Here is a 21,777-nt window from a genome sequence, read left to right as displayed (position 1 = left end):
TACGGCCGCTTCGCGCCCGATCGCGGGACGAGCCCGCTCCTACACATATCAGAACGAAATATTCAACGCCGCAAACAGCGCCCTGCCCGGCTGGTTGTAGGTGTTGGCACCTGCGCTGCTGGCATTGCCGCCGCGCAGGATCTGCTTGTCGAACAGGTTGTTCACCCCCACCCGTACATCGTAGTTGGCGTTGAACCTGTACCCGGCACTGACATCCACCAGCCCATAGGCCTCGACGTCCTTCTGCGCCGCATCGTCATAGCGCTCCTGGGTGCGATAGTTCCAGGTCGGCGACTTCTGCTTGCCGAACCAGGTGCCCGCCAACTGCAGCGACAGCTTGTCGGTCGCGCGCCAGTCCAGGGTGGTGTTGACCGTGTACTCGGGGATCACCGACAGCGGCTCGCCAGTTTCACGGTTGTCGTTGTCGAGCATCCAGGTCAGGTTGGTGTTCCAGTCCAGGCTCGGGGTCAGCTCGATGAACAGGTTGCCCTCGAGACCTTCCACCCGCGCCTTGCCGGCGTTTTCCCACTGGGTCACACGGCTGCCGCCATTGATCGCGTAGACCACATCGGTGCCGCCGATGATCTTGTTCTGGTAGTCGTTGCGGAAATAGGTCGCGCTGGTGCGCCAGGTGCCGCGGTCATACAGCAGGCCGATCTCCTTGTTGACGCTGATCTCAGGCTTGAGGTCGGCGTTGCCCTGCAGGTAACAGCCGCCGGAGTTGGTCTGCCGCACGCTGCAGCCATTGCCGCGGCTGTAGAGCAGGTAGTTGGGGTTGGACTGGTACAGGTTCGGCGTCTTGTAGGCACGGGCGATGCCGCCCTTGAAGGTCAGTTCGTCGGTGATCTTGTGCGACAGGTTCAAGCTGGGGCTGAAGTTGTCGCCGAACGTCTCGTGGTGATCGAAACGCAGGCCAGGAGTGACGGTGGTTGCGCCGATGATGATGTTGTCCTCGACGAAAAAGGCATGGCTGCGTGCCTGCATCTTCGAATCGCTGCGGTCGAAGCCTTCGATCGCGTTATTGCCAGTACCTGTTGGGTCGGAGCTTTGCGGACGAAGCGAGCCCTGGTCGTTGAGGGTTTCATAGAGGTACTCGCCGCCGACGGTCAGCACGTGCTCCGTGGCACCCATTGCGAACGGCAGGTTGACCTCGCTCGACAGGCGCGTGTTGCGCAAGCGCGAGAATGCCGCATCGTTGCCGTTGATCGCCCCTTCGGTACGCCCGGCCATGCCCTCATTCAAGCGCCAGTTGCGCACGTATTCATAGGCCAGCACGGTCTTGCTGGTGCCCCAGGTGAAATCACCCAGGTGGGTCAGGTCGTAGGTGTTGCGCTGCATCACGTTGGTCTCGTGGCCATACAGGCTGGAGATCAGTTCCGGGTTGCCACCGCCGTTGCTGTTCATGGTGTCGCCAGCGTAGATATTGCCCTGGCGGCTGTAGCCTGCGCTCATTTCCAGGCGATGCTCGTCGTTGAGCTTCCAGCTCAGCAGGCCGTTGATATCCTTGTTGCGCACACCCTCGCGCCCCGCCACGGTCGAGCTGCCGGCGTGTGCGGCGTTGATGTCCAGATCGTCGGCGTCGGTCTTGGCCAGGCCGCCGTAGAGACGAAAACCAAGCGTGTCGGTCAGGCCGCCACCGAGGTTGAAGTTGGCCCGGCGGCTGGCGCCCTCGGCGCTGTCCTCCGGCATCAGGGTGTACAGGCTGACATTGCCCTTGAGTGCTTCGCTGGGGCGCTTGGTGATGATGTTGACCACCCCGCCCATCGCACCCGAGCCATAGCGCGCCGCCGCAGGGCCACGCAAGATCTCGATGCGCTCGACCGCTTCGGCTGGCACCCAGTTGGTTTCGCCGCGGGTATCGCGGTCGCCGTTCCAGCCATAGCGCACCGCGTTGCGTGCACTCGATGGCTTGCCATCGATCAGGATCAGGGTGTTTTCCGGGCCCATGCCGCGCAGGTCGATCTGCCGGTTGTTGCCACGGGCGCCACTGGCACTGTTACCGGTGAGGTTGACCCCCGGTTCGCGGCGGATGATGTCGGACAGGTCATTGGCCGGCGGGCGGCGCTTGATGTCCTCTTCGGTGATGACCGACGATCCCAGCGCCTGGCGCGCTTCGCGCTCGGCGGTCACCAGCGTATCCTCGATTACCAGCGCCTGCTCGGCGAATGCTGAAGTCGCTGCCACAGGCGCGGCCAGGGCGACGATGGCCAGGGCCAGGCGGTGCGAGGAAGATCGGGTGTGCATCGGTACATCTCCTGAAATCGTGTGCGAGAAGCAAGCCACGCCCCGGTCGGCGGGCCCCTCGCCCACCGGCCCGGCAAAAGGCGGGTCCGTCAGGGATGGTGAATATAACGATTCTCAAATAGGTTTAAATCTTATTTACGAAATTTACAGATTGCCCGTAAACCCGACTGGCAGACACCCGTACCCGAGGCGGGCTAGACCAGCACCGCGCCCAAAGCATTGATGGCCTGCACCAGCTGTGGCGCGTCACCCTGTACCCGTACCGCCAGCCCTTCGATCTCGCGACGGACCGGATACTGCTTGCGCAGCAGGTCGAAAGCCGCACGTTGCTCGGTGGGATCCTCGCTCAGGCTGCGACGAAAATCCGCATCGTCGCGACGCGGGTCGTAGACCGCACGGCACAGGGTTGCCAGCGCCCAGGCCGGGTCGGCGCTGGCATCGAAGTCCAGGCGTGCCAGAGCTGGCGACGGCAGCAGGTCGGCCAGTTGCACCTGCTCCGGCAAACCTTGCGAACGGCAGAAAGCCTGGTAGATCTGCGCGGTCCCGCGCTGCTTGCCATCGAGGCTGTAGCCAGCGATATGCGGCGTGGCCAGGGTGCACAGGTCGGCCAGCGCCAGGTCGACCTGCGGCTCGCCCTCCCAAACATCCAGCACCGCGTGGACATCCTCGCGGTGCAGCAGCAGCTCGCGCAGGGCGTCGTTGTCCACCACCGGCCCGCGGCTGGCATTGATCAGCCAGGCCCCTGGGCGCAGGCGGGCCAGTTGCTGCGCACCGAGCAGATGCCAGGTCGGATGTTCGCCGCCGCGTTGCAGCGGGGTATGCAGGCTGATGGTGTCACACTGCTCAAGCAACGTGTCCAGGCTGACGAAATCGCCCTCTTCGCTGGCTGCGCGCAGGGGATCGCACACCAGCACCCGCCAGCCCAGGCCCCGCAGTACACGGACCAGACGCCCGCCCACCTCACCGGCTCCGACCACGCCATACACCCGCTTGGGCAGCTCCACGCCATCGAGCTCGGCCAGGGTCAGCAGGCTGCCCAGCACGTAGTCCACCACGCCGCGGGCGTTGCAGCCAGGCGCGCTGCTCCAGTGGATACCGGCCAGGGCGAAGTAGTCGAGATCGAGGTGGTCGGTGCCGATGGTGCAAGTGCCGACGAAGCGCACCTTGCTGCCTTCGAGCAGTTGCCGGTCGACGCGGGTGACCGAGCGCACCAGCAGCAGATCGGCATCCCTGACGCAGGCGGCATCGATGGCCCGGCCGGGGTAACGGCGGATTTCGCCGAATCCAGCGAAGAAGGCATCGAGCAGCGGGATATTTTCGTCGGCAACGATCAGCATGGGTGCTCTCCTGTCAGGGGAGCGCAGTGTAGGCGCTGTGGCCGACGCGATCCAGCTCAGTCGGCCTTCTTGCGTATCCAGTACAGGTAGGTGCCGGCGTCTTCCTGCTGTTGCACCAGTTCATGGCCGAGGAAGGTGCAGAACTTGGGGATGTCGCGGCGGGTCGAGGGGTCGGTGGCGATGACCTTGAGCAGGCCGCCGGCAGCGAGGTTGCGCACGTGCTGATGCAGCATCATCACCGGCTCCGGACAGTTCAGGCCGGTGGCGTCGAGGGTCGCGTCTGGGGTGAAGTCGGTCATGGTGGGCTCCGCAAATTGAGGGGTATTGTCGCGCAAACCGCGTGCAGGTCAAACAGGGGCCGCAGCACGGCCCCGATCGCTTCAGCGCGGCTTGAGGTCGAGCCGGCGAAGGTGGCAAGTGACCTCTTCACGGTCGTGGTACAGCTGCTTGCAGGCGATCGACACCTTGACCTTGCGCGCCTTGAACGACGCCTCGATGCGATCGAGCAACTTGCGCACTTCGGCGTGACGCTGCTTCATTGGCAGTTTGAGATTGACCACGGCCTCGCGGCACAACCCCTCGCCCAGCCAGGTTTCGATCAGCGAGGCCGTGCGTGCGGGCTTCTCGACGATGTCGCAGACCATCCAGTCAACGGTCTGCTTGGGCTTCCAGGTAAAGCCGTCGGCCATCAGGTGCTGCACCAGCCCGGTGTCCATCAGGCTTTCGGCCATCGGACCGTTGTCGATGGCGGTGACCAGCATGCCGCGCTTGACCAGTTGGTAGGTCCAACCGCCCGGCGAGGCGCCCAGGTCGACGCCGGTCATGTCGTCGTTCAGGCGTTGGTCCCATTGATCGCGCGGAATGAACTGATGCCAGGCTTCTTCAAGCTTGAGGGTCGAGCGGCTCGGCGCCTCGCGCGGGAACTTCAGGCGTGGGATGCCCATCGGCCAAAGCGCCGAATTGCCCGCCTCGGCCAAGCCGAGAAACACCCGCCGACCGCTGATGAAGGTCAGCAGCAGACGTGGTTTGCTGGCGTCATCGACCAGGCGCCCGGCTTTCTCCAGCGCCTTGCGCAGCGGCACTTCGAACTTGCGGCAGAAGGTCGACAGCTCCTTGCCATCGTTGCTGTCGAGCACCTCCAGCCACAGGCTGCCACACACCGGCAGGCCCGCCAGGTGTTCGAGCAGCACGCTGATCCGGTCGGTTTCCGGCAGCTCGACGAAGTCGCCGCGCGCCCATTGGCGCGGAAAGATCAGCCGGTCGAAGCGCAGCTCACGCATCAGACGTTCGGCGCCGCCCTCGTCGAGGCAAACGAACTCGGCGCTGGCGCTCTGCGGCTTGCCCTTGGCATAGCCGGCCACACCCAGGTGCGCGGCGTGTTCGCTGATTTCGGCGCAGACCTCGCCCTCGAAGCCGGGCCGGCAATGCATGAACAGGGTATTCATCTCTTACTCCACATCTCTGGCGCAGACAGCGTCAGGGCGGCGAATGATAAAGGAAGTTCGGAACCTGCGACACGCCCCGCAGGTCCAGAACAACGTCAGGCCCGCCAAAGCGGTCTAACCTGACTGTTCAGCCTGGCCCGTGCCGTGCGGGCCGATACAGAGCGGTGACACCGGCAACCACGACTGCCGGGCACCGGAGCACAAGGAGTTGGCAATGCCCTCGCTCGATAGCCTGAAAACCCTCAAGACCCTCCAGGTGGCCGACCGCGCCTACCACTATTTCAGCCTCACCGAGGCCGCCAGCCAGTTGGGCGACCTGCAACGCCTGCCCATGTCGCTCAAGGTCCTGCTGGAAAACCTGCTGCGCTGGGAAGACGGTAAAACCGTCACCGGCGACGACTTGCGAGCGCTGGCCGGCTGGCTGAAAGAGCGGCGCTCCGACCGCGAGATCCAGTATCGCCCCGCGCGGGTACTGATGCAGGACTTCACCGGCGTGCCCGCCGTGGTCGACCTGGCCGCCATGCGTGCGGCCATGGCCAAGGCTGGCGGCGATCCGCAGCGGATCAACCCGCTGTCGCCGGTGGACCTGGTGATCGACCACTCGGTGATGGTCGACCGCTACGCCACCGCCGAAGCCTTCGAACAGAACGTCGACATCGAGATGCAGCGCAACGGCGAACGCTACGCCTTCCTGCGCTGGGGCCAGAGTGCCTTCGATAACTTCCGCGTGGTGCCGCCGGGCACGGGTATCTGCCATCAAGTCAACCTGGAGTACCTCGGCCGCACCGTGTGGACCCGCGAGGAAGACGGGCGCACCTACGCCTTCCCCGACACCCTAGTCGGCACCGACTCGCACACCACCATGATCAACGGCCTGGGCGTGCTCGGCTGGGGTGTCGGCGGCATCGAGGCGGAGGCGGCGATGCTCGGCCAGCCGGTGTCGATGCTGATACCCGAGGTGATCGGTTTCAAGCTCACCGGCAAACTGCGCGAAGGCATCACCGCCACCGACCTGGTGCTGACGGTCACGCAGATGCTGCGCAAGAAGGGGGTGGTCGGAAAGTTCGTCGAATTCTATGGCGACGGCCTGGCCGACCTGCCCCTGGCCGACCGCGCCACCATCGCCAACATGGCGCCGGAATACGGCGCCACCTGCGGCTTCTTCCCGGTCGATGACGTCACCCTCGACTACCTGCGCCTGTCCGGTCGCCCTGACGAGACCGTGCAACTGGTCGAAGCCTACTGCAAAGCCCAGGGCCTGTGGCGCCAGCCGGGCCAGGAACCGCTGTTCAGCGACAGCCTGGCGCTGGACATGCACGAGGTCGAAGCCAGCCTCGCCGGGCCCAAGCGCCCGCAGGACCGAGTGGCGCTGTCCAAGGTCAGCCAGGCCTTCGACGGCTTCATCGAACTGCAACCCAAACCCCTGGCCAAAGAGGTCGGACGCCTGGAAAGCGAAGGAGGTGGCGGTGTTGCCGTGGGCAATGCCGACCAAGCCGGCGAGATCGACTACACGCACAATGGCCAGACCCACAAACTGCGCGACGGCGCGGTGGTAATCGCGGCCATCACCTCCTGTACCAACACCTCCAACCCCAGCGTGATGATGGCCGCCGGGCTGGTCGCCAAGAAAGCCATCGAGAAAGGCCTGGCACGCAAACCCTGGGTCAAGAGTTCGCTGGCGCCAGGCTCGAAAGTGGTCACCGACTACTTCAAGGCGGCCGGCCTTACCCCCTACCTGGACCAGTTGGGCTTCGACCTGGTCGGCTATGGCTGCACCACCTGCATCGGCAACTCCGGTCCACTGGACGACGCCATCGAGAAAGCCATCGGCAGCGCTGACCTGACCGTGGCCTCGGTGCTGTCGGGCAACCGTAACTTCGAAGGCCGGGTGCACCCACTGGTCAAGACCAACTGGCTGGCCTCACCACCGCTGGTAGTCGCCTATGCCCTGGCCGGCAGCGTGCGCGTGGATCTCACTCAGGATGCCCTGGGCACTGGCAAGGACGGCCAGCCGGTGTACCTGCGCGATATCTGGCCCAGCCAGCAGGAAATTGCCGACGCGGTGGCCAAGGTCGATACCGCCATGTTCCACAAGGAGTATGCCGAGGTGTTCGCCGGTGACGCCCAGTGGCAGGCCATCGAAGTGCCCCAGGCCGCCACCTACGTCTGGCAGGACGACTCCACCTACATCCAGCACCCGCCCTTCTTCGACGATATCGGCGGCCCGCTGCCGGACATCGGCGACGTGCACGGGGCGCGCATCCTCGCGCTGCTCGGCGATTCGGTGACCACCGACCATATTTCCCCGGCAGGCAACATCAAGGCCGACAGCCCGGCCGGCCGCTACCTGCGCGACAAGGGCGTAGAGCCGCGTGACTTCAACTCCTACGGCTCACGTCGCGGCAACCACGAAGTGATGATGCGCGGCACCTTTGCCAACATCCGCATCCGCAACGAAATGCTCGGCGGCGAGGAAGGCGGCAATACACTGCATGTGCCCAGCGGCGAAAAACTGTCGATCTACGATGCAGCCATGCGCTACCAGGCAGAAGGCACGCCGCTGGTGGTGATCGCCGGGCAGGAATACGGCACCGGCTCCAGCCGCGACTGGGCTGCCAAGGGCACTAACCTGCTGGGGGTCAAGGCCGTGCTGGCCGAAAGCTTCGAGCGCATCCACCGCTCCAACCTGGTGGGCATGGGTGTACTGCCCTTGCAGTTCAAGGCCGGGGATGATCGCAAGCGCCTGGGCCTGACCGGCAAGGAGCGCATCGACGTACTAGGGCTGACCGGCGCGCAGATCCGCCCGGGCATGACCCTGCAGTTGCGCATCCTGCGCGAGGATGGCCAGCCGCAGGAGATCGAGGTGCTGTGCCGGATCGACACGCTCAATGAAGTCGAGTACTTCAAGTCGGGCGGGATTCTGCACTACGTGCTGCGGCAACTGATCGCCGGTTGAAGGGAAGGCATCGCGGGTTCGCTCGCGATGCCTCTGCGACGTGTCCTGGCGTCCTCGGGGTGAGTCAAACCATCATATCGATTTGCCGCTAACCGGATTACAGATGTCGCCTGCCCACTGGATCGCCCTCGCCCTGCTTGGTCTCGGTTATGCCGTGGCCCTGCTCCATGGTCATTTGGGCCTGGCCGCCCTGCCCGCCTTGCTCGCCCTGTGTTGCACCGCACTGCTGGTGCGACAGCGCTCGGGCTGGCAGCGGGCCCTTGGGCACACCTTGTTCATCATTCTGGTCGGCGCCCTGGCGTCGCACTGGTTGCCCGGTTTCGCAAGTGCGAAGGTCATCGACAGGGTGGTATTCAGCGAAGGCGCGCTACCGTTTTCCATGTACCTGAACCTGGACAAGCCACTGATCGGCTTCTGGCTTCTGCTGGCCTGCCCATGGGTCCTGACCCTGCGCGGACGCGGCGTGCTTTCCAGTGTCGGGCTGGTACTGCCGCTGACCCTGATGGCCTGCCTGGGTGGCGCCTGGTCGCTTGGAATGGTGGGGTGGGCGCCGAAATGGCCGGAACAAACCTGGATATGGGCCCTGAACAACCTGTTGCTGGTCAGCCTGACCGAAGAGCTGCTGTTCCGCGGCTATATCCAGGGTGGGCTGCAACGCCTGTTCAGGCATCAGGGGCTTGCACTGATCGCGGCCGCACTGTTGTTCGGCCTGGCGCATCTGGCCAGCGGCTGGCAGTGGTTCTACCTGGCAAGCCTTGCAGGCGTCGGCTACGGCCTGGCGTATCGACTCGGCGGCTTGCCCGCTGCGGTGCTGTGCCATTTCGCCGTCAACCTGACCCACTTCGCACTGTTTACCTATCCGATGCTGGCCCCGGCCTGAGCAATGGGTCATGATCGGACCATAACGTCATAAATCGTTAAAAATGCTGACATCTTGGGTGCAACTGCAAGCAACAAGCCGACTCCCTAGCTGATGGCTCGTAGCCACCCACTGTCCCAGGTCAAGTAAGTTAAATAATCATTCAATAAAACCATGGGCTTGCCGATACCTGTGGAAAGCCTTGCGGATTGAACAGCCAATGCGTAACAACCAGCCGATTACCCAGAGAGAACGGACTTTCCCTGCCCAGCAGCGGTTGATTTCCACCACCAACGCCAAAGGCGTGATCACCTACTGCAACGATGCCTTCATCGAAATCAGCGGTTTCTCACGCGAAGAACTCACGGGTGCGCCACACAATCTGGTACGCCACCCTGACGTGCCCTCGGCGGTGTTCGCCCACATGTGGCAGACCCTCAAGCAGGGCCTGCCGTGGATGGGGATCGTCAAGAACCGCTGCAAGTCAGGCGACCATTACTGGGTCAACGCCTACGTCACACCGATCTTCGAGAACAACCAGGTGGTCGGCTTCGAATCCGTTCGGATCAAGCCGACCGCCGAGCAGATCCGCCGTGCCGAAGCACTGTACCAACGCCTGAACCAGGGCAAGTCGGCGGTGCCGCGCCGTGACAAGTGGTTGCCGGTGCTGCAGGACTGGCTGCCGTTCATTCTCATCAGCCAGATCGGCTTCCTCATCGGCAACTGGCTCGGCCACTCCTGGGGCTTTGCCCTGGCCGCGGCCGTTTCCGTCCCTCTCGGCCTGCTTGGCCTGACCTGGCAGCAGCGCGGCCTCAAGCGCCTGTTGCGCCTGGCCGAACAGACCACCTCCGACCCGCTGATCGCGCAGATGTTCACCGACAGCCGTGGCGTGCAGGCGCGCCTGGAAATGGCCATGCTCAGCCAGGAGTCGCGCCTCAAGACCTGCCTCACCCGCCTGCAGGACAGCGCCGAGCACCTGAGCGACCAGGCGCGCCAATCCGATGTGCTGGCGCACAAGAGTTCGTCGGGGCTGGAGCGCCAGCGTGTGGAGACCGAGCAGGTCGCCGCTGCCGTCAACCAGATGGCCGCCACGACGCAAGAAGTGGCCAACCACGTGCAGCGCACCGCCGATGCCACCCAGGAAGCCAATCGGCTGACCAGCCAGGGGCGCCAGATCGCCGGGGAAACCCGCGAAGCCATCGAACGCCTCTCGGCAGCAGTGGGTGAAACCGGCCAGACCGTCACCCAGCTGGCCAAGGACAGCGACGAGATCGGTGGTGTGGTCGATGTGATCAAGGGCATCGCCGACCAGACCAACCTGCTGGCGCTCAATGCCGCCATCGAAGCGGCTCGCGCGGGTGAAATGGGCCGGGGCTTCGCCGTGGTTGCCGACGAAGTGCGCCAGTTGGCGCAACGTACCGCCGAATCCACCGGCCAGATCCACGGCCTGATCGCCAAGCTCCAGCAGACAGCCAGCAACGCTGTGCAAACCATGGAGACCGGCCACCGTCAGGCCGAGGAAGGCGTGGAGCGGGTGATGCAGGCCGACCAGGCGCTGGTGGGGATCAGCGAAGCGGTGGCCAACATCACCGACATGGCGACCCAGATCGCTGCTGCCACCGAGGAGCAGACCGCAGTGGCGGACGAGATCAGCCGCAACATCAGCACCATTGCCGACCTGGCCGACCAGACCGCAGAGCAGGCGCAGCATTCGGCACTGCTCAGTGAAGAGCTGACCAGTACGGCGGGAACGCAATACTCGCTGGTGGAGCGGTTCAACCGCTAAGCGACAAAAAAAGGGCTGCCTCGGGCAGCCCTTTTTTACCAGTCCAGGCTCAATCGGCTCTGGAAATACCGCATTTCACCCGTCAGCGGGTCCTCGAAGCGCAGACTTTGCGCCAGCAGCTTCAACGGCCGCTCGTAATCGTCCTCACCCTCGAGCAATGTCGGGTAGAACGGGTCGTTGCTGATCCCGGCCCCCAGCGCCGCCATGTGCACCCTCAACTGATGGGTCTTGCCGGTCACGGGCGAGAGTCCGTAGCGCCACAGGTTACCGTTCTTCTCCAGGACCTCGGCCAGGGTCTCGCTGTTGGCCATCCCTTCGACCTCACGCATGCGAAAGAACGGCTCACCATGCTCCAGCCGACTACGGTGCACCAACGGAAATGCCTGCGTCGGCAGCGGTGCAGCGATGGCCTGGTAGCGTTTGTCGATGCGCCGCTCGGGAAACAGCCGCTGATAGGCGCTGCGCGACTGCGGGTTGGACGAGAACAGCACCAGCCCCGCTGTATGGCGGTCGATGCGGTGCAACGGCACCAGGTGGGGATTGTCCAGACGACGGATCAGGCGCCGCAGCAGGGTATGCTCGACATATTCGCCCGTGGGCGTGACCGGCAGGAAATGCGGTTTGTCCGCCACCACCAGGTGCTCATCGCAATGCAGGATCGTTTCCTGGAACGGAATGGGCTTTTCATTGGGGACTTCACGAAAGTAGTGCAGACGCATGCCACGCCGATACGGCAGATCGGCCGCCACTGCCCTGCCCTCGGCGTCGAGCACTCGCCCTCGACTGAAGCGATCGAGCCATTGGTCACGGCCAATGCCCTTGAAGTGATCGCACAGGCAATCGAGTACCGTGGCCCAATGGCCAGGTGGCAGACAAACGGTACTGGCTTGCTGGTGAGCAGGGTCAAACGGCGTGGACATGGCAGGCTCGGTAATCAATGAGCGGGCATTATCGCCAATGCCCGCTCACTCAACCAGCCTCGCCAACTTGCTCACAGCGTGACTTGAGCCAACGCAACACCTGTACCGCCTCCCAGCGTCCGGCATCATAGAGGGCGTAGACCACCCCCTCGTAACCGACGACATCCAGCGGGCGATGAAAACCTGCTCGCTGGAACAGCGCCTCGATCTCGGCAAAGCAGGTATTGAAATGGACCTTGCCGAACGGGGTACGGTCGTCGGTCACCAAGCCCTCCATGCGCAGCTCGAGCACCGCATCGCACACCGCTTCCGGGGGCATGCGGTTGACGCTGTACTTCAGTTGCTCGACATTGTGCATCGCCTCACCCCATTTACTGTATCTTTATACAGCATACGAATGTGATATCCCTGCCGTCAATGCGCAACGACTCATTGCAAGCCCGGCAAGTAGCCGGTTCCCTTGCGAACGGTCATTACCTGGCGCCTTGGGTTGTCGAGTGAAATGGCCAAGTGAACCCAGCTGTCGAACTCCAGGATCAGTTGATCGAACGCAATGGAGCTGTCGCGGATGCATTCGGCCAGTTGCCGGGCGGTCATCGCTTTCGCACAGATGTCGGCAGCAAGGCCCGTGCGGTGCGCACTGTTATGCACGCCGCCCACAAGCTGGTTCACGGCTTCATTGCGAAAGGCGCTGGTGATCAGGATCGGGGAGCCTACCAAGGCCCGCACTTGTTCAAGCACCTCGCACAACAAGCGCAGATTGGCCAAGGCCTCGGGATCGGGATCGTTGGGTACGGCGTTGCGGACAGCGGCCTGCGAAAACGTCATCTCTTTGAGCGTGAAGTGCGGCGTAAGGAACATGATGCCTCCCTGGTGCTCGGTTTTGTCGAGCCGACATCATCGACCAGGGCCACAGGAACGGGATGAAGGAAGCACTCCCCTGCGCACTGTCACCTGAGGAAGGCCACCACCTGCTGCGCATCGAACGGCCAGGGCAGTTCAGTGCCACTGTCGCAGCGACGCAAGACAGGAATGATCAAGCCGTAACGCTCGACCGTGGCTTCGTCGTCGGCGATATCCACCAGTTCGACCAACAAACCGTGCTCGACGAACGGCATCAGCACGGCTTCCGCCACTTCACACAAATGACACCCCAAGGTGCCGAACAGTTGGCATTCAGGCAGCATGGTCAGTTCCCGGGTCCACTGAAGAAACGCTCATTCTAGGCTCGCCGGGAACAGCCTGCATCTGCCGCTCAATCCTGGCTGGTGGCGCCGATACGGTGCACAGACAGGTCCGCGCCCTGGAACTCCTGCTCATGGCTCAAGCGCAACCCGTGAACCGCCCTGACCAAGCCGTACACGGCAAAGCCACCGGCCAAGGCCACCAGCAAGCCGGCCAGGCTGCCGAGCAACTGGCTCAGCAGGCTGATACCGCCCAGCCCCCCGAGCGTCGTCTGCCCGAAGATGCCGCACGCCAGACCGCCCCATACGCCACACACACCGTGCAACGGCCACACGCCCAGCACATCGTCGACTTTCCAGCGATTCTGCGAGGCAGTGAAGCACCACACGAACAGCGCTCCCGCCACCAGCCCGGTCATCAGCGCGCCAACCGGGTGCATGAGATCGGAACCGGCACACACCGCCACCAATCCGGCCAGCGGGCCATTGTGCAGGAAGCCTGGGTCATTGCGCCCGACCAGCAAGGCCGACAGCGTGCCGCCCACCATCGCCATCAGCGAATTGATCGCCACCAGCCCGCTGACACCCTCCAGGGTCTGTGCGCTCATGACGTTGAAGCCGAACCAGCCGATGATCAGGATCCAAGAGCCCAACGCCAGGAACGGGATACTGGAAGGTGCGAAAGCCACCAGCCGTCCATCACGGTACCGCCCGCGACGGGCACCGAGCAGGATGACGGCCGCCAGCGCCAGCCAGCCGCCCATGGCATGCACCACCACCGAACCGGCAAAGTCATGGAAGGGTGCGCCGAACCGAGCTTGTAACCAGGCCTGGATGCCCAGGTTGCCGTTCCACACAATCCCTTCGAAAAACGGGTAGACGAACGCCACGATCAGCGCGGTGGCGCACAACTGCGGGGCAAAGCGCGCGCGCTCGGCGATACCCCCGGAGATGATTGCCGGGATCGCCGCGGCAAAGGTCAGCAGGAAGAAGCACTTGACCAAGGCATAGCCATGATCGCTGGCCAGCTCCGCCGCCGGCTGGAAGAAGCTGACGCCGTAGGCGATCCAGTAGCCGATGAAGAAATACACCAGCGCCGAGACGGCGAAGTCGCTGAGAATCTTGCACAGGGCATTGACTTGGTTCTTGTGCCGCACGGTTCCGACCTCGAGAAAGGCGAAACCGGCGTGCATGGCCAGGACCAGAATGGCCCCCATGAGGATGAACAGGGTGTTGGAGCCATGGACGAGGGAGTCCATCGCGCTATGCATGTTTTCCATGGAGTGGGCAGACCTGCTGAAAAATGCACCAGGACAGTTCATAAACCTTGCTCGCGCACCTGATCGGTGCCTGCCGTGCGCCCCATTTTGGGAGGCCGACTACGCAGGGCGTGGTTTTTTCTTGGGTTTGTCGTGGATTGGGTTAAGGTTTATCGGTGTCCGCCAGGGTCTCGCATGCATTCGGGGCAGCGCCTGGCATCGACGCCCCGTGACACGGCAGAACAAAGCAAACGCCGTACCAGCGACAAGCGGTGAACCTTCCGCCACACTCATTACTCGAAATAGCCACACACATCGACAGGGAGAGACTCCATGGCCAGCAAATCGGCAAAGACTGCACAAGAGATCTTGATGGCTGACTTCCAGGCACTGGTACGCGACACCGAGAAACTGCTCGCCGACACCGCCAATCTGGCGGGCGATCAGGCCGACGAACTGCGTGGCCAGATCCACGACCGCCTGCAGCAAGCCCGCGAAAGCCTGCAACTGACCCAGGAGTCGGTACGCGAGCGTGGCCAGGCTGCGCTGGGCAGTGCCGAAGAATACGTCCAGGAAAACCCATGGCAGGCCATCGGCATCGCAGCCGGTGTCGGGCTACTGGTCGGCCTGCTCGCCAGCCGCCGCTGAGGAGGACGCATGGACAACGACGCCATCGGCGCCGGCGCTTCCGGCAAACGCCTCGGCGCGGCCATCCTGGGGCTGCTGCACAGTCACATCGAGCTGTTCGGCATCGAATTGCAGGAGCAGAAAGGCCGTACCCTGCGCCTGCTGCTATTCGCAGGGTTGGCTCTGGTTTTTGCCCTGCTCCTGTTGACCGCGCTGTCCGGGTTGATCCTGGTGTTGCTGTGGGACAGCTACCGATTGGCCGGCATCGTCGGCCTTTGCGTGTTCTACAGCATCGCCGCACTCTTTTGCGGCCTGCGCCTGAAGGCCGCCGTGTTCGATGAATCCTCACCGTTCAGCAGTACCCTCGAAGAACTCGCCAAGGACCGGGAGCGCCTGTTGCCATGAGCCTGCCTGAACTGCCTAATACCCGTAACCCCCGCGAGCTGCGCAAGGCACTGCTGCGCCTGCGCCTGGAAATGCATCGCCAGGAAATTCGCCACGAGTCCGGTCAACTGCTCCAGCCGGTTCAGCGCCTGCGCGGCATGGGTGCATCGGTCCAGGACGGCCTTGGCATCAAGCACGCTCCGCTGTGGGGCCTGGGCGTCGTGGTCGCCCTGGGTTTCCTGACCGGCAAGGGGGTGCGCAGCGGCAACCTGGCGCGCCTGCTGCGCCTGGGTGGCAGCCTGGCGCCCCTGGTGCGCCTGTTCCTGCAGAATGGCCGTCATCGCTGAAACGAAGCGCCCGCGGCTTGCGCGGGTGCCCATGACACGGGAAGCTATGGCCATCATCTGACGGAGATCGAGTCTTGGACTGGCATACCCTGCTAAACCGCGAACGCCTCGGCAAAGCCTTGTACAGCCCTGAAGAACTGGGGCGCAGCCCCTTCCACAAGGACCATGACCGCATCATCTTCTCCGGCGCCTTCCGCCGCCTGGGGCGCAAGACCCAGGTCCATCCGGTTTCGAGCAACGACCACATCCATACCCGCCTCACCCACTCCCTCGAAGTCAGTTGCGTGGGCCGCTCGCTGGGCATGAGGGTTGGCGAGACCCTGCGCGCCAGCCTGCCCGACTGGTGTGCACCAAGCGACCTGGGCATGATCGTGCAGTCGGCCTGCCTGGCCCACGACATCGGCAACCCGCCGTTCGGCCACTCCGGCGAAGACGCCATCCGCCACTGGTTTCAGCAGGCAGCGGGACGCGGTTGGCTCGACGACATGAACGACGACCAACGTGCCGACTTCCTCAACTTCGAAGGTAACGCCCAGGGTTTTCGCGTGCTCACCCAGCTGGAATACCACCAGTTCGACGGCGGCACCCGCCTGACCTACGCCACCCTCGGCACCTATCTCAAGTACCCATGGAGCGCCCGTCATGCCGACGCGCTGGGGTACAAGAAACACAAGTTCGGCTGCTACCAGAGCGAGCTGCCACTGCTGCAGCAGATCGCCCACAAACTGGGCCTGCCGCAGCTCGAGGAACAACGTTGGGCTCGTCACCCGCTGGTGTACCTGATGGAGGCCGCGGACGACATCTGCTACGCGCTGATCGACCTGGAGGACGGACTGGAGATGGAGCTGCTGCAGTATGCCGAGGTCGAGGCGCTGCTGCTGGACCTGGTCGGTGACGACCTGCCCGACACCTATCGACAACTGGGTCCGTCGGACTCTCGTCGGCGCAAGCTGGCCATTCTGCGCGGCAAGGCCATCGAGCATCTGACCAACGCCGCCGCCCAGGCCTTCGTCGAGCAGCAACAGGCGCTGCTGGCCGGGCATCTGGCAGGCGACCTGGTCGAACACATGCATGGCCCAGCCCAGCATTGTGTGCTGCAGGCCAAGGATATCGCGCGCAAGAAGATCTTCCAGGACAAGCGCAAGACGCTGCATGAAATCGGCGCCTATACCACGCTGGAGATTCTTCTCAACGCGTTCTGCGGGGCAGCGCTGGAACAACACGGTGGGCGCACGCCATCCTTCAAGAGTCGGCGTGTGCTGGACCTGATCGGCAACCACGCCCCCGATCCACACGGCTCCCTGCACAACGCTTTCCTGCGCATGATCGACTTCATCGCTGGCATGACCGACAGCTACGCCAGTGAAATGGCGGGAGAAATGACAGGACGCTCCAGCCCTCACTGACAGACAACGAGGGACGGTCAGCCGCAGCTTGCCGTCCCTCTTGAGAGAAACTTCCTACATGCTCACAGAAACATTAAATACCCAGAAAAAATAATTCTGGAATTAGCACACCCTCGTCTTGACTCCTTACAGAGCCTACACAAACCCAGGGCACACGTAGTACTTGGATGTAGGTCTTTTCCCATATATGGCATTACGTCTAACCTCTCATGCCCGAAGACGGTCAACTGCGATAAGGTTTTGTTTGCATCTGACACTCGCCGACTGGGAAGTTGATATGAGCTCCATATTTATTGTTGATGACCACCCTGTGATTCGCCTGGCCATTCGCATGTTGCTGGAAAATCAGAATTACAAGGTCATTGGCGAGTCTGACAATGGCGTCGATGCCATGCAGATGATCCGTGAAACCCCTCCCGACCTGGTCATCCTCGACATCAGCATCCCCAAGCTCGATGGCCTGGAGGTCCTGGCGCGCTTCCAGACCATGGGACTGCCCCTGAAAGTGCTGGTGCTGACGGCACAGTCGCCAACGCTGTTCGCGATCCGCTGCATGCACTCGGGCGCTGCGGGTTTTGTGTGCAAGCAGGAAGACCTGAGCGAGTTGCTCAGCGCAGTCAAGGCAGTACTTTCCGGTTACAACTACTTCCCCAGCCAGGCAATAAACCCCAATCAAGAAATATCCGATCAGGACATAGAGCTTTTCCGACAAGTTAACGACAGAGAGTTGATGGTCCTTCAACTCTTCGCACAGGGGCGCAGCAACAAGGAAATCGCCAAAGGCATGTTCCTCAGCAACAAGACTGTCAGCACCTACAAAAAGCGCCTGATGCAAAAGCTAAGGGTCGATACCTTGGTCGACCTGATCGAAGTGGCCAAGCGCAACGCGCTGGTCTGAGGTGAATCATGCCGAGGTACATCGTCTGCGTGCTGCTGACCCTGCTCAGTCTGGGTTGCCATGCTCAAACGAAGCAGGAGGTCGCCCCCCAGAAGCTGGAACTGCTGGTCCGCTCCACCGCCGAAGCAACCGTGCCAGCCTTCTCGGCCGCTCAGCGGCAGTGGCTGCACGACCGTACCAGCCTGACACTGGGAACCTCCGCGCCCAACAATCCCCCCTTCGACGTCACCAGTGGCAACGAGTACCAAGGCCTGACAGCAGAGTATGCCGCCCTGATCGGCAGCGCACTGGGGCTCGAAATAAAAGTCCTGCGATTTACTCATCGCCAGGACGCGGTGGAGGCACTCAAGGCCGGACGCATCGATCTACTTGGCAGTGCAAACAGCTATGAAGCCGCGGTCGAGGGCTTGGCACTGTCAAGACCCTACGCGGTAGACCGCCCCGTTCTGGTCACCCGCGAGGACGAGACACGCCCCCTCGACGTGGGGCTCGCCGACCTGCGCCTGAGCACGCTCTACCATTACCTGCCAATCGAGGATGTGCATACGCTTTACCCGCAAGCTCAGCTGAAAACCTTCAGTTCCACCTCCGAAGCGTTGAACGCTGTCGCGTTTGGCCAAGCCGACGTATTTCTTGGCGATACCATTTCGACTCACTTCCAGCTTACCCGCGGTCATCTGCCGCGCCTGCGCATGGCCAATTTTGGCAAGCACGAAGCCGTGGGCTTCAGCTTCGCTGTGCGCGCCCAGGATCACTTGTTGATGAGCCTGATCAACACCATCCTCGACAACCAGCCAGCCAACGTGTCGAGTGCGATCTTCAAGCGCTGGAGTGCAGGCAGCGACCTGCTGCTCACCGATCGCCGCCTGCAACTGACCTCGCGCGAACAGCAATGGTTGCGCGAGCATCCCAGCATGCGCGTGGTGGTGAGCGATACCTCCGCCCCCCTGTCATTCTTCGACGGCAACGGCCATTTCCGCGGCATCACCGCCGACCTGCTGGAACTGATCCGCTTGCGCACCGGCTTGCAGTTCGAAATCCAACGCGCCAACGGGATCGAAGAGATGATCCAGTCGATCGCGCAGGGCAGTGCCGACCTGATTGCCGCGCTGAGCGTCGCAGCACCCGCCCAGGCAGCCCTGCAACTCAGTCGCCCCTACCTCGAAAGCCCCTATGTACTGGTTACCCGCAGCGGCCGCCCCTTCACGTCACTGGAGCAACTGAATGGCCGCCGAGTCGCCATCACACGGCACACCCCGCCTGCGATGCTGCTGGCGACTACGCACCCGCAGATCCGTCTGATCGAGACCGAAAGCACCTTCTACTCCATGGCCCTGCTCAGCAGCGGTGCGGTGGATGCGACCATCACCACGCTGCTGGACGCCAACCATGCCACCGCCGCCAACAACGATCTGGTGATCCGCACCACGATCGGCAACGACCCGGCCTCCTTCTCCATGGCCAGCGCCAAGGATGCCAGCCTCCTGGCTTCGATTCTCGACAAGGCCTTGCTGAGCATCACGCCAGAAGAGCTGGGAGTCATAAACAGTCGCTGGCGCGGCTATGCGTTGCACGATGGTGGCCAATGGCGCGAGTACCAGCGCCTGGTGCTGCAGGTCGTCTTGGGGATCGGCGTTCTGCTGTTGCTGGCGCTGGCCTGGAACGCCTACCTGCGACGCCAGATACGGCACCGTCGCCAGGCAGAACGCGCCCTGAACGATCAGCTCGAATTCATGCGCGCCCTGCTCAACGGGACCCCTCACCCGATGTACGTACGCGACCGCGAAGGACGGCTGCAAAGTTGTAACGACAGCTACCTGGAGGCTGTCGATGCAAGTGCCGATGCCGTCATGGGCAAACTGCTCCAGGAAAGTCTGTTCAGCAACTGCGATTACACCCGGCAAATCCACACCGACTATCTGCAGGTGATGGAAGCAGGCACACCGCTGATCATCGACCGCCCGCTGCGCCTGAAAGACCGCGAGTTGACCATCTACCACTGGATCCTTCCCTACCGCGACTCGCTGGGCGAAGTACAGGGCATCATCGGTGGCTGGATCGACATCAGTGATCGCCGCAAGCTAATCCAGGACCTACGCCTCGCCAAACAGCAGGCCGACGATGCCAACCGGGCCAAGAGCACCTTCCTGGCGACCATCAGCCATGAGATCCGCACACCGATGAACGCCGTGATAGGCATGCTCGAACTCGCTGTCAGGCGCGCCGACCAGGGGCAGTTGGACAACGCGTCGATCGAGGTCGCCTATCATTCGGCCAGGGACCTGCTCGGACTGATCGGCGATATTCTCGACATCGTCAGAATAGAGTCCGGGCATTTGTCCCTGACCCCTGAGCCGATCGATCTGGCGGCCCTGATCGAATCGGTGCGACGGGTGTTCGAAGGCCAGGCCCGGGAAAAAGGCCTACTGCTGGAGGTGCTCATAGAACCCTCGGCGCGCTGCTACGCTCTGCTCGATCCACTGCGTTTCAAGCAGGTGCTCTCCAACCTGGTCAGCAACTCGATCAAATTCACCGACGAGGGCCATGTACGCATCAAAGCCTCGGTACAGGGCAGCGAACGCGACATGCTCGAACTGGAAGTGCGCGACAGCGGAATCGGCATTCACGATGACGACCTGCGACGGTTGTTCAACCCCTTCGTACAGATCAATCCACAGAGTGAAAGCGCCCGCGCCGGTACCGGGCTGGGCCTGGCGATCTGTCGTACCCTGTGCGAGATGATGGGTGGCCAACTGGCGCTCAAGAGCCTGCAGGGCGTGGGCACCCAGGTGCGCCTGCTGATGCCGCTGCAGCGCGTGGCACCACCCCCGGACAGCGTCGTGCAGCCGCCACACATAGAGGCACCCGACACGCGACTCAGGGTTCTGGTGATCGACGACCATCCCGCCAACCTGCTATTGATGGCCCAGCAGCTGACGTATCTGGGGCTCTGGCACGACAGTGCCCGCGACGGTCAGGAAGGGCTGGAAAAATGGCGGCACGGAGACTTCGACGTACTGATCCTCGACTGCAACATGCCACGCATGAATGGCTACCAACTGGCAGAAGTCCTGCGCAGCGAAGAACGCCAACGGGGCAAGGCAGCTTGCACCATCCTGGGCTACACCGCCAACGCCCAACCGGAAGTACGCCAGCGCTGCCTGAACGCCGGCATGGACGACTGCCTGCTCAAACCCATCAGCCTGCAAACCCTCGGATTGCATCTGGCCAGTGTGAGCCCCTCGTGTCGGCGGCGCTCACAAGGGCCCTTCGACCTCGACGGGCTGACGAACATCATCGGTGACCGCCGTGAAGACCACGCACGAATGCTGACCACGCTGCAACTGAGCCTGGAACAGGACCTGACCCTGCTGATGACCCTGGACCCCGAGCAGGACGCACAAGCCATCGCCGAGCAGGCGCACAAGATTCTTGGCGTGGCGCGCATGCTGGATGCAAAGGGATTGATGGAGGCTTGTCAGGCGCTGGAAACAGAGGGGATGTCGTCGACGCAACTGAAATTGCGCCGCCAGGCGCTGGCGCGGCAGATGCGCCGCGTAGAGAAGGCCTTGGCCGGTCAGCGTTGCCAACCAGCCAAGACACAGTGACGCGGGATCAGGAAGCCGAGTTGATCGGCTTGTCCGGATACCAGGCATCCAGCAGCGGGCTGACCTCGATCTTGGTGAGCTCGCTGCGGCCCTTGAGCCACGCTTCGACAGTGGCGCGCTGCTCTTCGCTGACCGAACCACGCTTGGCCAGGCAGACCAGGCCGAAGTCATCACCACCGACATAGTCCAGGCCGTTGGCGTCCATGGCCTCTGCCAGGAAGGCGTCGAGGAAGGCATCGATGGCTTCGTCGGACAGGTCTTCCTTGAAGTCCAGGTTCAGTTCGAAACCCAATTCCTGGAATTCATCCACGCACAGCTTCTTGCGCAGACGACGGGAACGGTTGGTAGCCATTGAAACAATCCTCTTGAGTAATTACGCGCGGCACTTTACCAGTTTCCGCGCCAGAGCGGCGCTTTTGTGTCGAACCTGCCCACAAACAGCACGCTTGGGGCATAATGCGCACTATATTTCGCCAAGGGGCCATCATCTCTTACAGCCCCATCGTCCTTTTCCCTC

General features: G+C 62.8%; 19 protein-coding genes. 9 read left to right on the top strand and 10 right to left on the bottom strand.

The features are described 5' to 3' along the window. Positions 1-48: 48 nt before the first annotated feature. From HU729_RS10945 to rlmM, 4 genes are all read right to left on the bottom strand, one after another. Positions 49-2,244 (bottom strand): TonB-dependent siderophore receptor, encoded by a 2,196-nt coding sequence (locus HU729_RS10945; RefSeq protein WP_186709944.1) that lies wholly within the window; start codon positions 2,242-2,244, stop codon positions 49-51. Between the two features lie 194 nt (positions 2,245-2,438). Further along, positions 2,439-3,581, bottom strand: coding sequence for a 4-phosphoerythronate dehydrogenase PdxB (pdxB, locus tag HU729_RS10940; RefSeq protein ID WP_186709941.1), 1,143 nt, complete (start codon positions 3,579-3,581; stop codon positions 2,439-2,441). Positions 3,582-3,637: 56 nt separating this feature from the next. Beyond that, positions 3,638-3,880: a sulfurtransferase TusA gene (tusA, locus tag HU729_RS10935; RefSeq protein WP_054892445.1), complete on the bottom strand. Its 243-nt coding sequence runs from the start codon at positions 3,878-3,880 to the stop codon at positions 3,638-3,640. An 81-nt stretch (positions 3,881-3,961) separates the two neighbouring features. Further along, positions 3,962-5,026, bottom strand: coding sequence for a 23S rRNA (cytidine(2498)-2'-O)-methyltransferase RlmM (rlmM, locus tag HU729_RS10930; protein WP_186709939.1), 1,065 nt, complete (start codon positions 5,024-5,026; stop codon positions 3,962-3,964). A gap of 214 nt (positions 5,027-5,240) precedes the next feature. Here rlmM and acnA point away from each other — a divergent pair, with 214 nt between their 5' ends. The 3 genes from acnA (at position 5,241) to HU729_RS10915 (ending at position 10,627) form a co-directional block, all read left to right on the top strand. Further along, on the top strand, positions 5,241-7,982 hold the full coding sequence (gene acnA, locus HU729_RS10925) for an aconitate hydratase AcnA (protein WP_186709937.1): 2,742 nt from the start codon (positions 5,241-5,243) through the stop codon (positions 7,980-7,982). Between the two features lie 103 nt (positions 7,983-8,085). Beyond that, complete coding sequence (locus HU729_RS10920; RefSeq protein ID WP_186709936.1) at positions 8,086-8,862, top strand: CPBP family intramembrane glutamic endopeptidase; 777 nt, start codon at positions 8,086-8,088, stop codon at positions 8,860-8,862. A gap of 199 nt (positions 8,863-9,061) precedes the next feature. Next, positions 9,062-10,627: a PAS domain-containing methyl-accepting chemotaxis protein gene (locus HU729_RS10915; protein ID WP_186666695.1), complete on the top strand. Its 1,566-nt coding sequence runs from the start codon at positions 9,062-9,064 to the stop codon at positions 10,625-10,627. Between the two features lie 35 nt (positions 10,628-10,662). Here HU729_RS10915 and HU729_RS10910 read toward each other — a convergent pair whose 3' ends face one another. From HU729_RS10910 to HU729_RS10890, 5 genes are all read right to left on the bottom strand, one after another. After that, the gene (locus HU729_RS10910) at positions 10,663-11,547 is read right to left on the bottom strand and encodes a pseudouridine synthase (protein ID WP_186666696.1); all 885 of its coding nucleotides are present in this window, start codon (positions 11,545-11,547) and stop codon (positions 10,663-10,665) included. A gap of 49 nt (positions 11,548-11,596) precedes the next feature. Then, positions 11,597-11,905, bottom strand: a complete 309-nt coding sequence (locus HU729_RS10905) for a hypothetical protein (RefSeq protein ID WP_054892451.1) — start codon at positions 11,903-11,905, stop codon at positions 11,597-11,599. A 71-nt stretch (positions 11,906-11,976) separates the two neighbouring features. Then, the gene (locus tag HU729_RS10900) at positions 11,977-12,408 is read right to left on the bottom strand and encodes a D-Ala-D-Ala carboxypeptidase family metallohydrolase (protein WP_186666697.1); all 432 of its coding nucleotides are present in this window, start codon (positions 12,406-12,408) and stop codon (positions 11,977-11,979) included. Between the two features lie 89 nt (positions 12,409-12,497). Further along, the gene (locus tag HU729_RS10895; protein WP_186709934.1) at positions 12,498-12,734 is read right to left on the bottom strand and encodes a glutaredoxin family protein; all 237 of its coding nucleotides are present in this window, start codon (positions 12,732-12,734) and stop codon (positions 12,498-12,500) included. A gap of 68 nt (positions 12,735-12,802) precedes the next feature. After that, positions 12,803-14,011, bottom strand: coding sequence for an ammonium transporter (locus HU729_RS10890; protein ID WP_186666699.1), 1,209 nt, complete (start codon positions 14,009-14,011; stop codon positions 12,803-12,805). A gap of 312 nt (positions 14,012-14,323) precedes the next feature. Here HU729_RS10890 and HU729_RS10885 point away from each other — a divergent pair, with 312 nt between their 5' ends. From HU729_RS10885 to HU729_RS10860, 6 genes are all read left to right on the top strand, one after another. Beyond that, complete coding sequence (locus tag HU729_RS10885; RefSeq protein ID WP_186666700.1) at positions 14,324-14,638, top strand: YqjD family protein; 315 nt, start codon at positions 14,324-14,326, stop codon at positions 14,636-14,638. Positions 14,639-14,647: 9 nt separating this feature from the next. Next, the gene (locus HU729_RS10880; RefSeq protein WP_186666701.1) at positions 14,648-15,022 is read left to right on the top strand and encodes a phage holin family protein; all 375 of its coding nucleotides are present in this window, start codon (positions 14,648-14,650) and stop codon (positions 15,020-15,022) included. Beyond that, on the top strand, positions 15,019-15,348 hold the full coding sequence (locus HU729_RS10875) for a hypothetical protein (protein ID WP_186666702.1): 330 nt from the start codon (positions 15,019-15,021) through the stop codon (positions 15,346-15,348). Before HU729_RS10880 ends, HU729_RS10875 begins: the two co-directional genes overlap by 4 nt. Positions 15,349-15,422: 74 nt before the next feature. Next, positions 15,423-16,754, top strand: a complete 1,332-nt coding sequence (locus HU729_RS10870) for a deoxyguanosinetriphosphate triphosphohydrolase (protein WP_186666703.1) — start codon at positions 15,423-15,425, stop codon at positions 16,752-16,754. Positions 16,755-17,031: 277 nt separating this feature from the next. After that, positions 17,032-17,652: a response regulator transcription factor gene (locus HU729_RS10865; protein ID WP_186666999.1), complete on the top strand. Its 621-nt coding sequence runs from the start codon at positions 17,032-17,034 to the stop codon at positions 17,650-17,652. A gap of 8 nt (positions 17,653-17,660) precedes the next feature. Next, positions 17,661-21,260: a transporter substrate-binding domain-containing protein gene (locus HU729_RS10860; RefSeq protein ID WP_186709932.1), complete on the top strand. Its 3,600-nt coding sequence runs from the start codon at positions 17,661-17,663 to the stop codon at positions 21,258-21,260. Positions 21,261-21,267: 7 nt separating this feature from the next. On the opposite strand, the gene HU729_RS10855 is transcribed toward HU729_RS10860, so the two are convergent. Next, entirely contained in the window at positions 21,268-21,612 is a 345-nt protein-coding gene (locus HU729_RS10855) for a YggL family protein (protein WP_054892459.1), read from the bottom strand. Positions 21,613-21,777: the final 165 nt, after the last annotated feature.

Source organism: Pseudomonas sp. RW10S2, from assembly GCF_014268985.1.
Classification (GTDB): Bacteria; Pseudomonadota; Gammaproteobacteria; order Pseudomonadales; family Pseudomonadaceae; genus Aquipseudomonas; species Aquipseudomonas wayambapalatensis.
Note: the sequence above shows the minus strand (reverse complement) of the source record. Positions and strands in the feature narration are given on the sequence as shown.

Excerpts from the sequence above, each read along its gene's own strand:
- HU729_RS10945 (WP_186709944.1), bottom strand. The coding sequence starts at position 2,244 with ATGCACACCCGATCTTCCTCGCACCGCCTGGCCCTGGCCATCGTCGCC.
- pdxB (WP_186709941.1), bottom strand. The coding sequence starts at position 3,581 with ATGCTGATCGTTGCCGACGAAAATATCCCGCTGCTCGATGCCTTCTTC.
- tusA (WP_054892445.1), bottom strand. The coding sequence starts at position 3,880 with ATGACCGACTTCACCCCAGACGCGACCCTCGACGCCACCGGCCTGAAC.
- rlmM (WP_186709939.1), bottom strand. The coding sequence starts at position 5,026 with ATGAATACCCTGTTCATGCATTGCCGGCCCGGCTTCGAGGGCGAGGTC.
- acnA (WP_186709937.1), top strand. The coding sequence starts at position 5,241 with ATGCCCTCGCTCGATAGCCTGAAAACCCTCAAGACCCTCCAGGTGGCC.
- HU729_RS10920 (WP_186709936.1), top strand. The coding sequence starts at position 8,086 with ATGTCGCCTGCCCACTGGATCGCCCTCGCCCTGCTTGGTCTCGGTTAT.
- HU729_RS10915 (WP_186666695.1), top strand. The coding sequence starts at position 9,062 with ATGCGTAACAACCAGCCGATTACCCAGAGAGAACGGACTTTCCCTGCC.
- HU729_RS10910 (WP_186666696.1), bottom strand. The coding sequence starts at position 11,547 with ATGTCCACGCCGTTTGACCCTGCTCACCAGCAAGCCAGTACCGTTTGT.
- HU729_RS10905 (WP_054892451.1), bottom strand. The coding sequence starts at position 11,905 with ATGCACAATGTCGAGCAACTGAAGTACAGCGTCAACCGCATGCCCCCG.
- HU729_RS10900 (WP_186666697.1), bottom strand. The coding sequence starts at position 12,408 with ATGTTCCTTACGCCGCACTTCACGCTCAAAGAGATGACGTTTTCGCAG.
- HU729_RS10895 (WP_186709934.1), bottom strand. The coding sequence starts at position 12,734 with ATGCTGCCTGAATGCCAACTGTTCGGCACCTTGGGGTGTCATTTGTGT.
- HU729_RS10890 (WP_186666699.1), bottom strand. The coding sequence starts at position 14,011 with ATGGAAAACATGCATAGCGCGATGGACTCCCTCGTCCATGGCTCCAAC.
- HU729_RS10885 (WP_186666700.1), top strand. The coding sequence starts at position 14,324 with ATGGCCAGCAAATCGGCAAAGACTGCACAAGAGATCTTGATGGCTGAC.
- HU729_RS10880 (WP_186666701.1), top strand. The coding sequence starts at position 14,648 with ATGGACAACGACGCCATCGGCGCCGGCGCTTCCGGCAAACGCCTCGGC.
- HU729_RS10875 (WP_186666702.1), top strand. The coding sequence starts at position 15,019 with ATGAGCCTGCCTGAACTGCCTAATACCCGTAACCCCCGCGAGCTGCGC.
- HU729_RS10865 (WP_186666999.1), top strand. The coding sequence starts at position 17,032 with ATGAGCTCCATATTTATTGTTGATGACCACCCTGTGATTCGCCTGGCC.
- HU729_RS10860 (WP_186709932.1), top strand. The coding sequence starts at position 17,661 with ATGCCGAGGTACATCGTCTGCGTGCTGCTGACCCTGCTCAGTCTGGGT.
- HU729_RS10855 (WP_054892459.1), bottom strand. The coding sequence starts at position 21,612 with ATGGCTACCAACCGTTCCCGTCGTCTGCGCAAGAAGCTGTGCGTGGAT.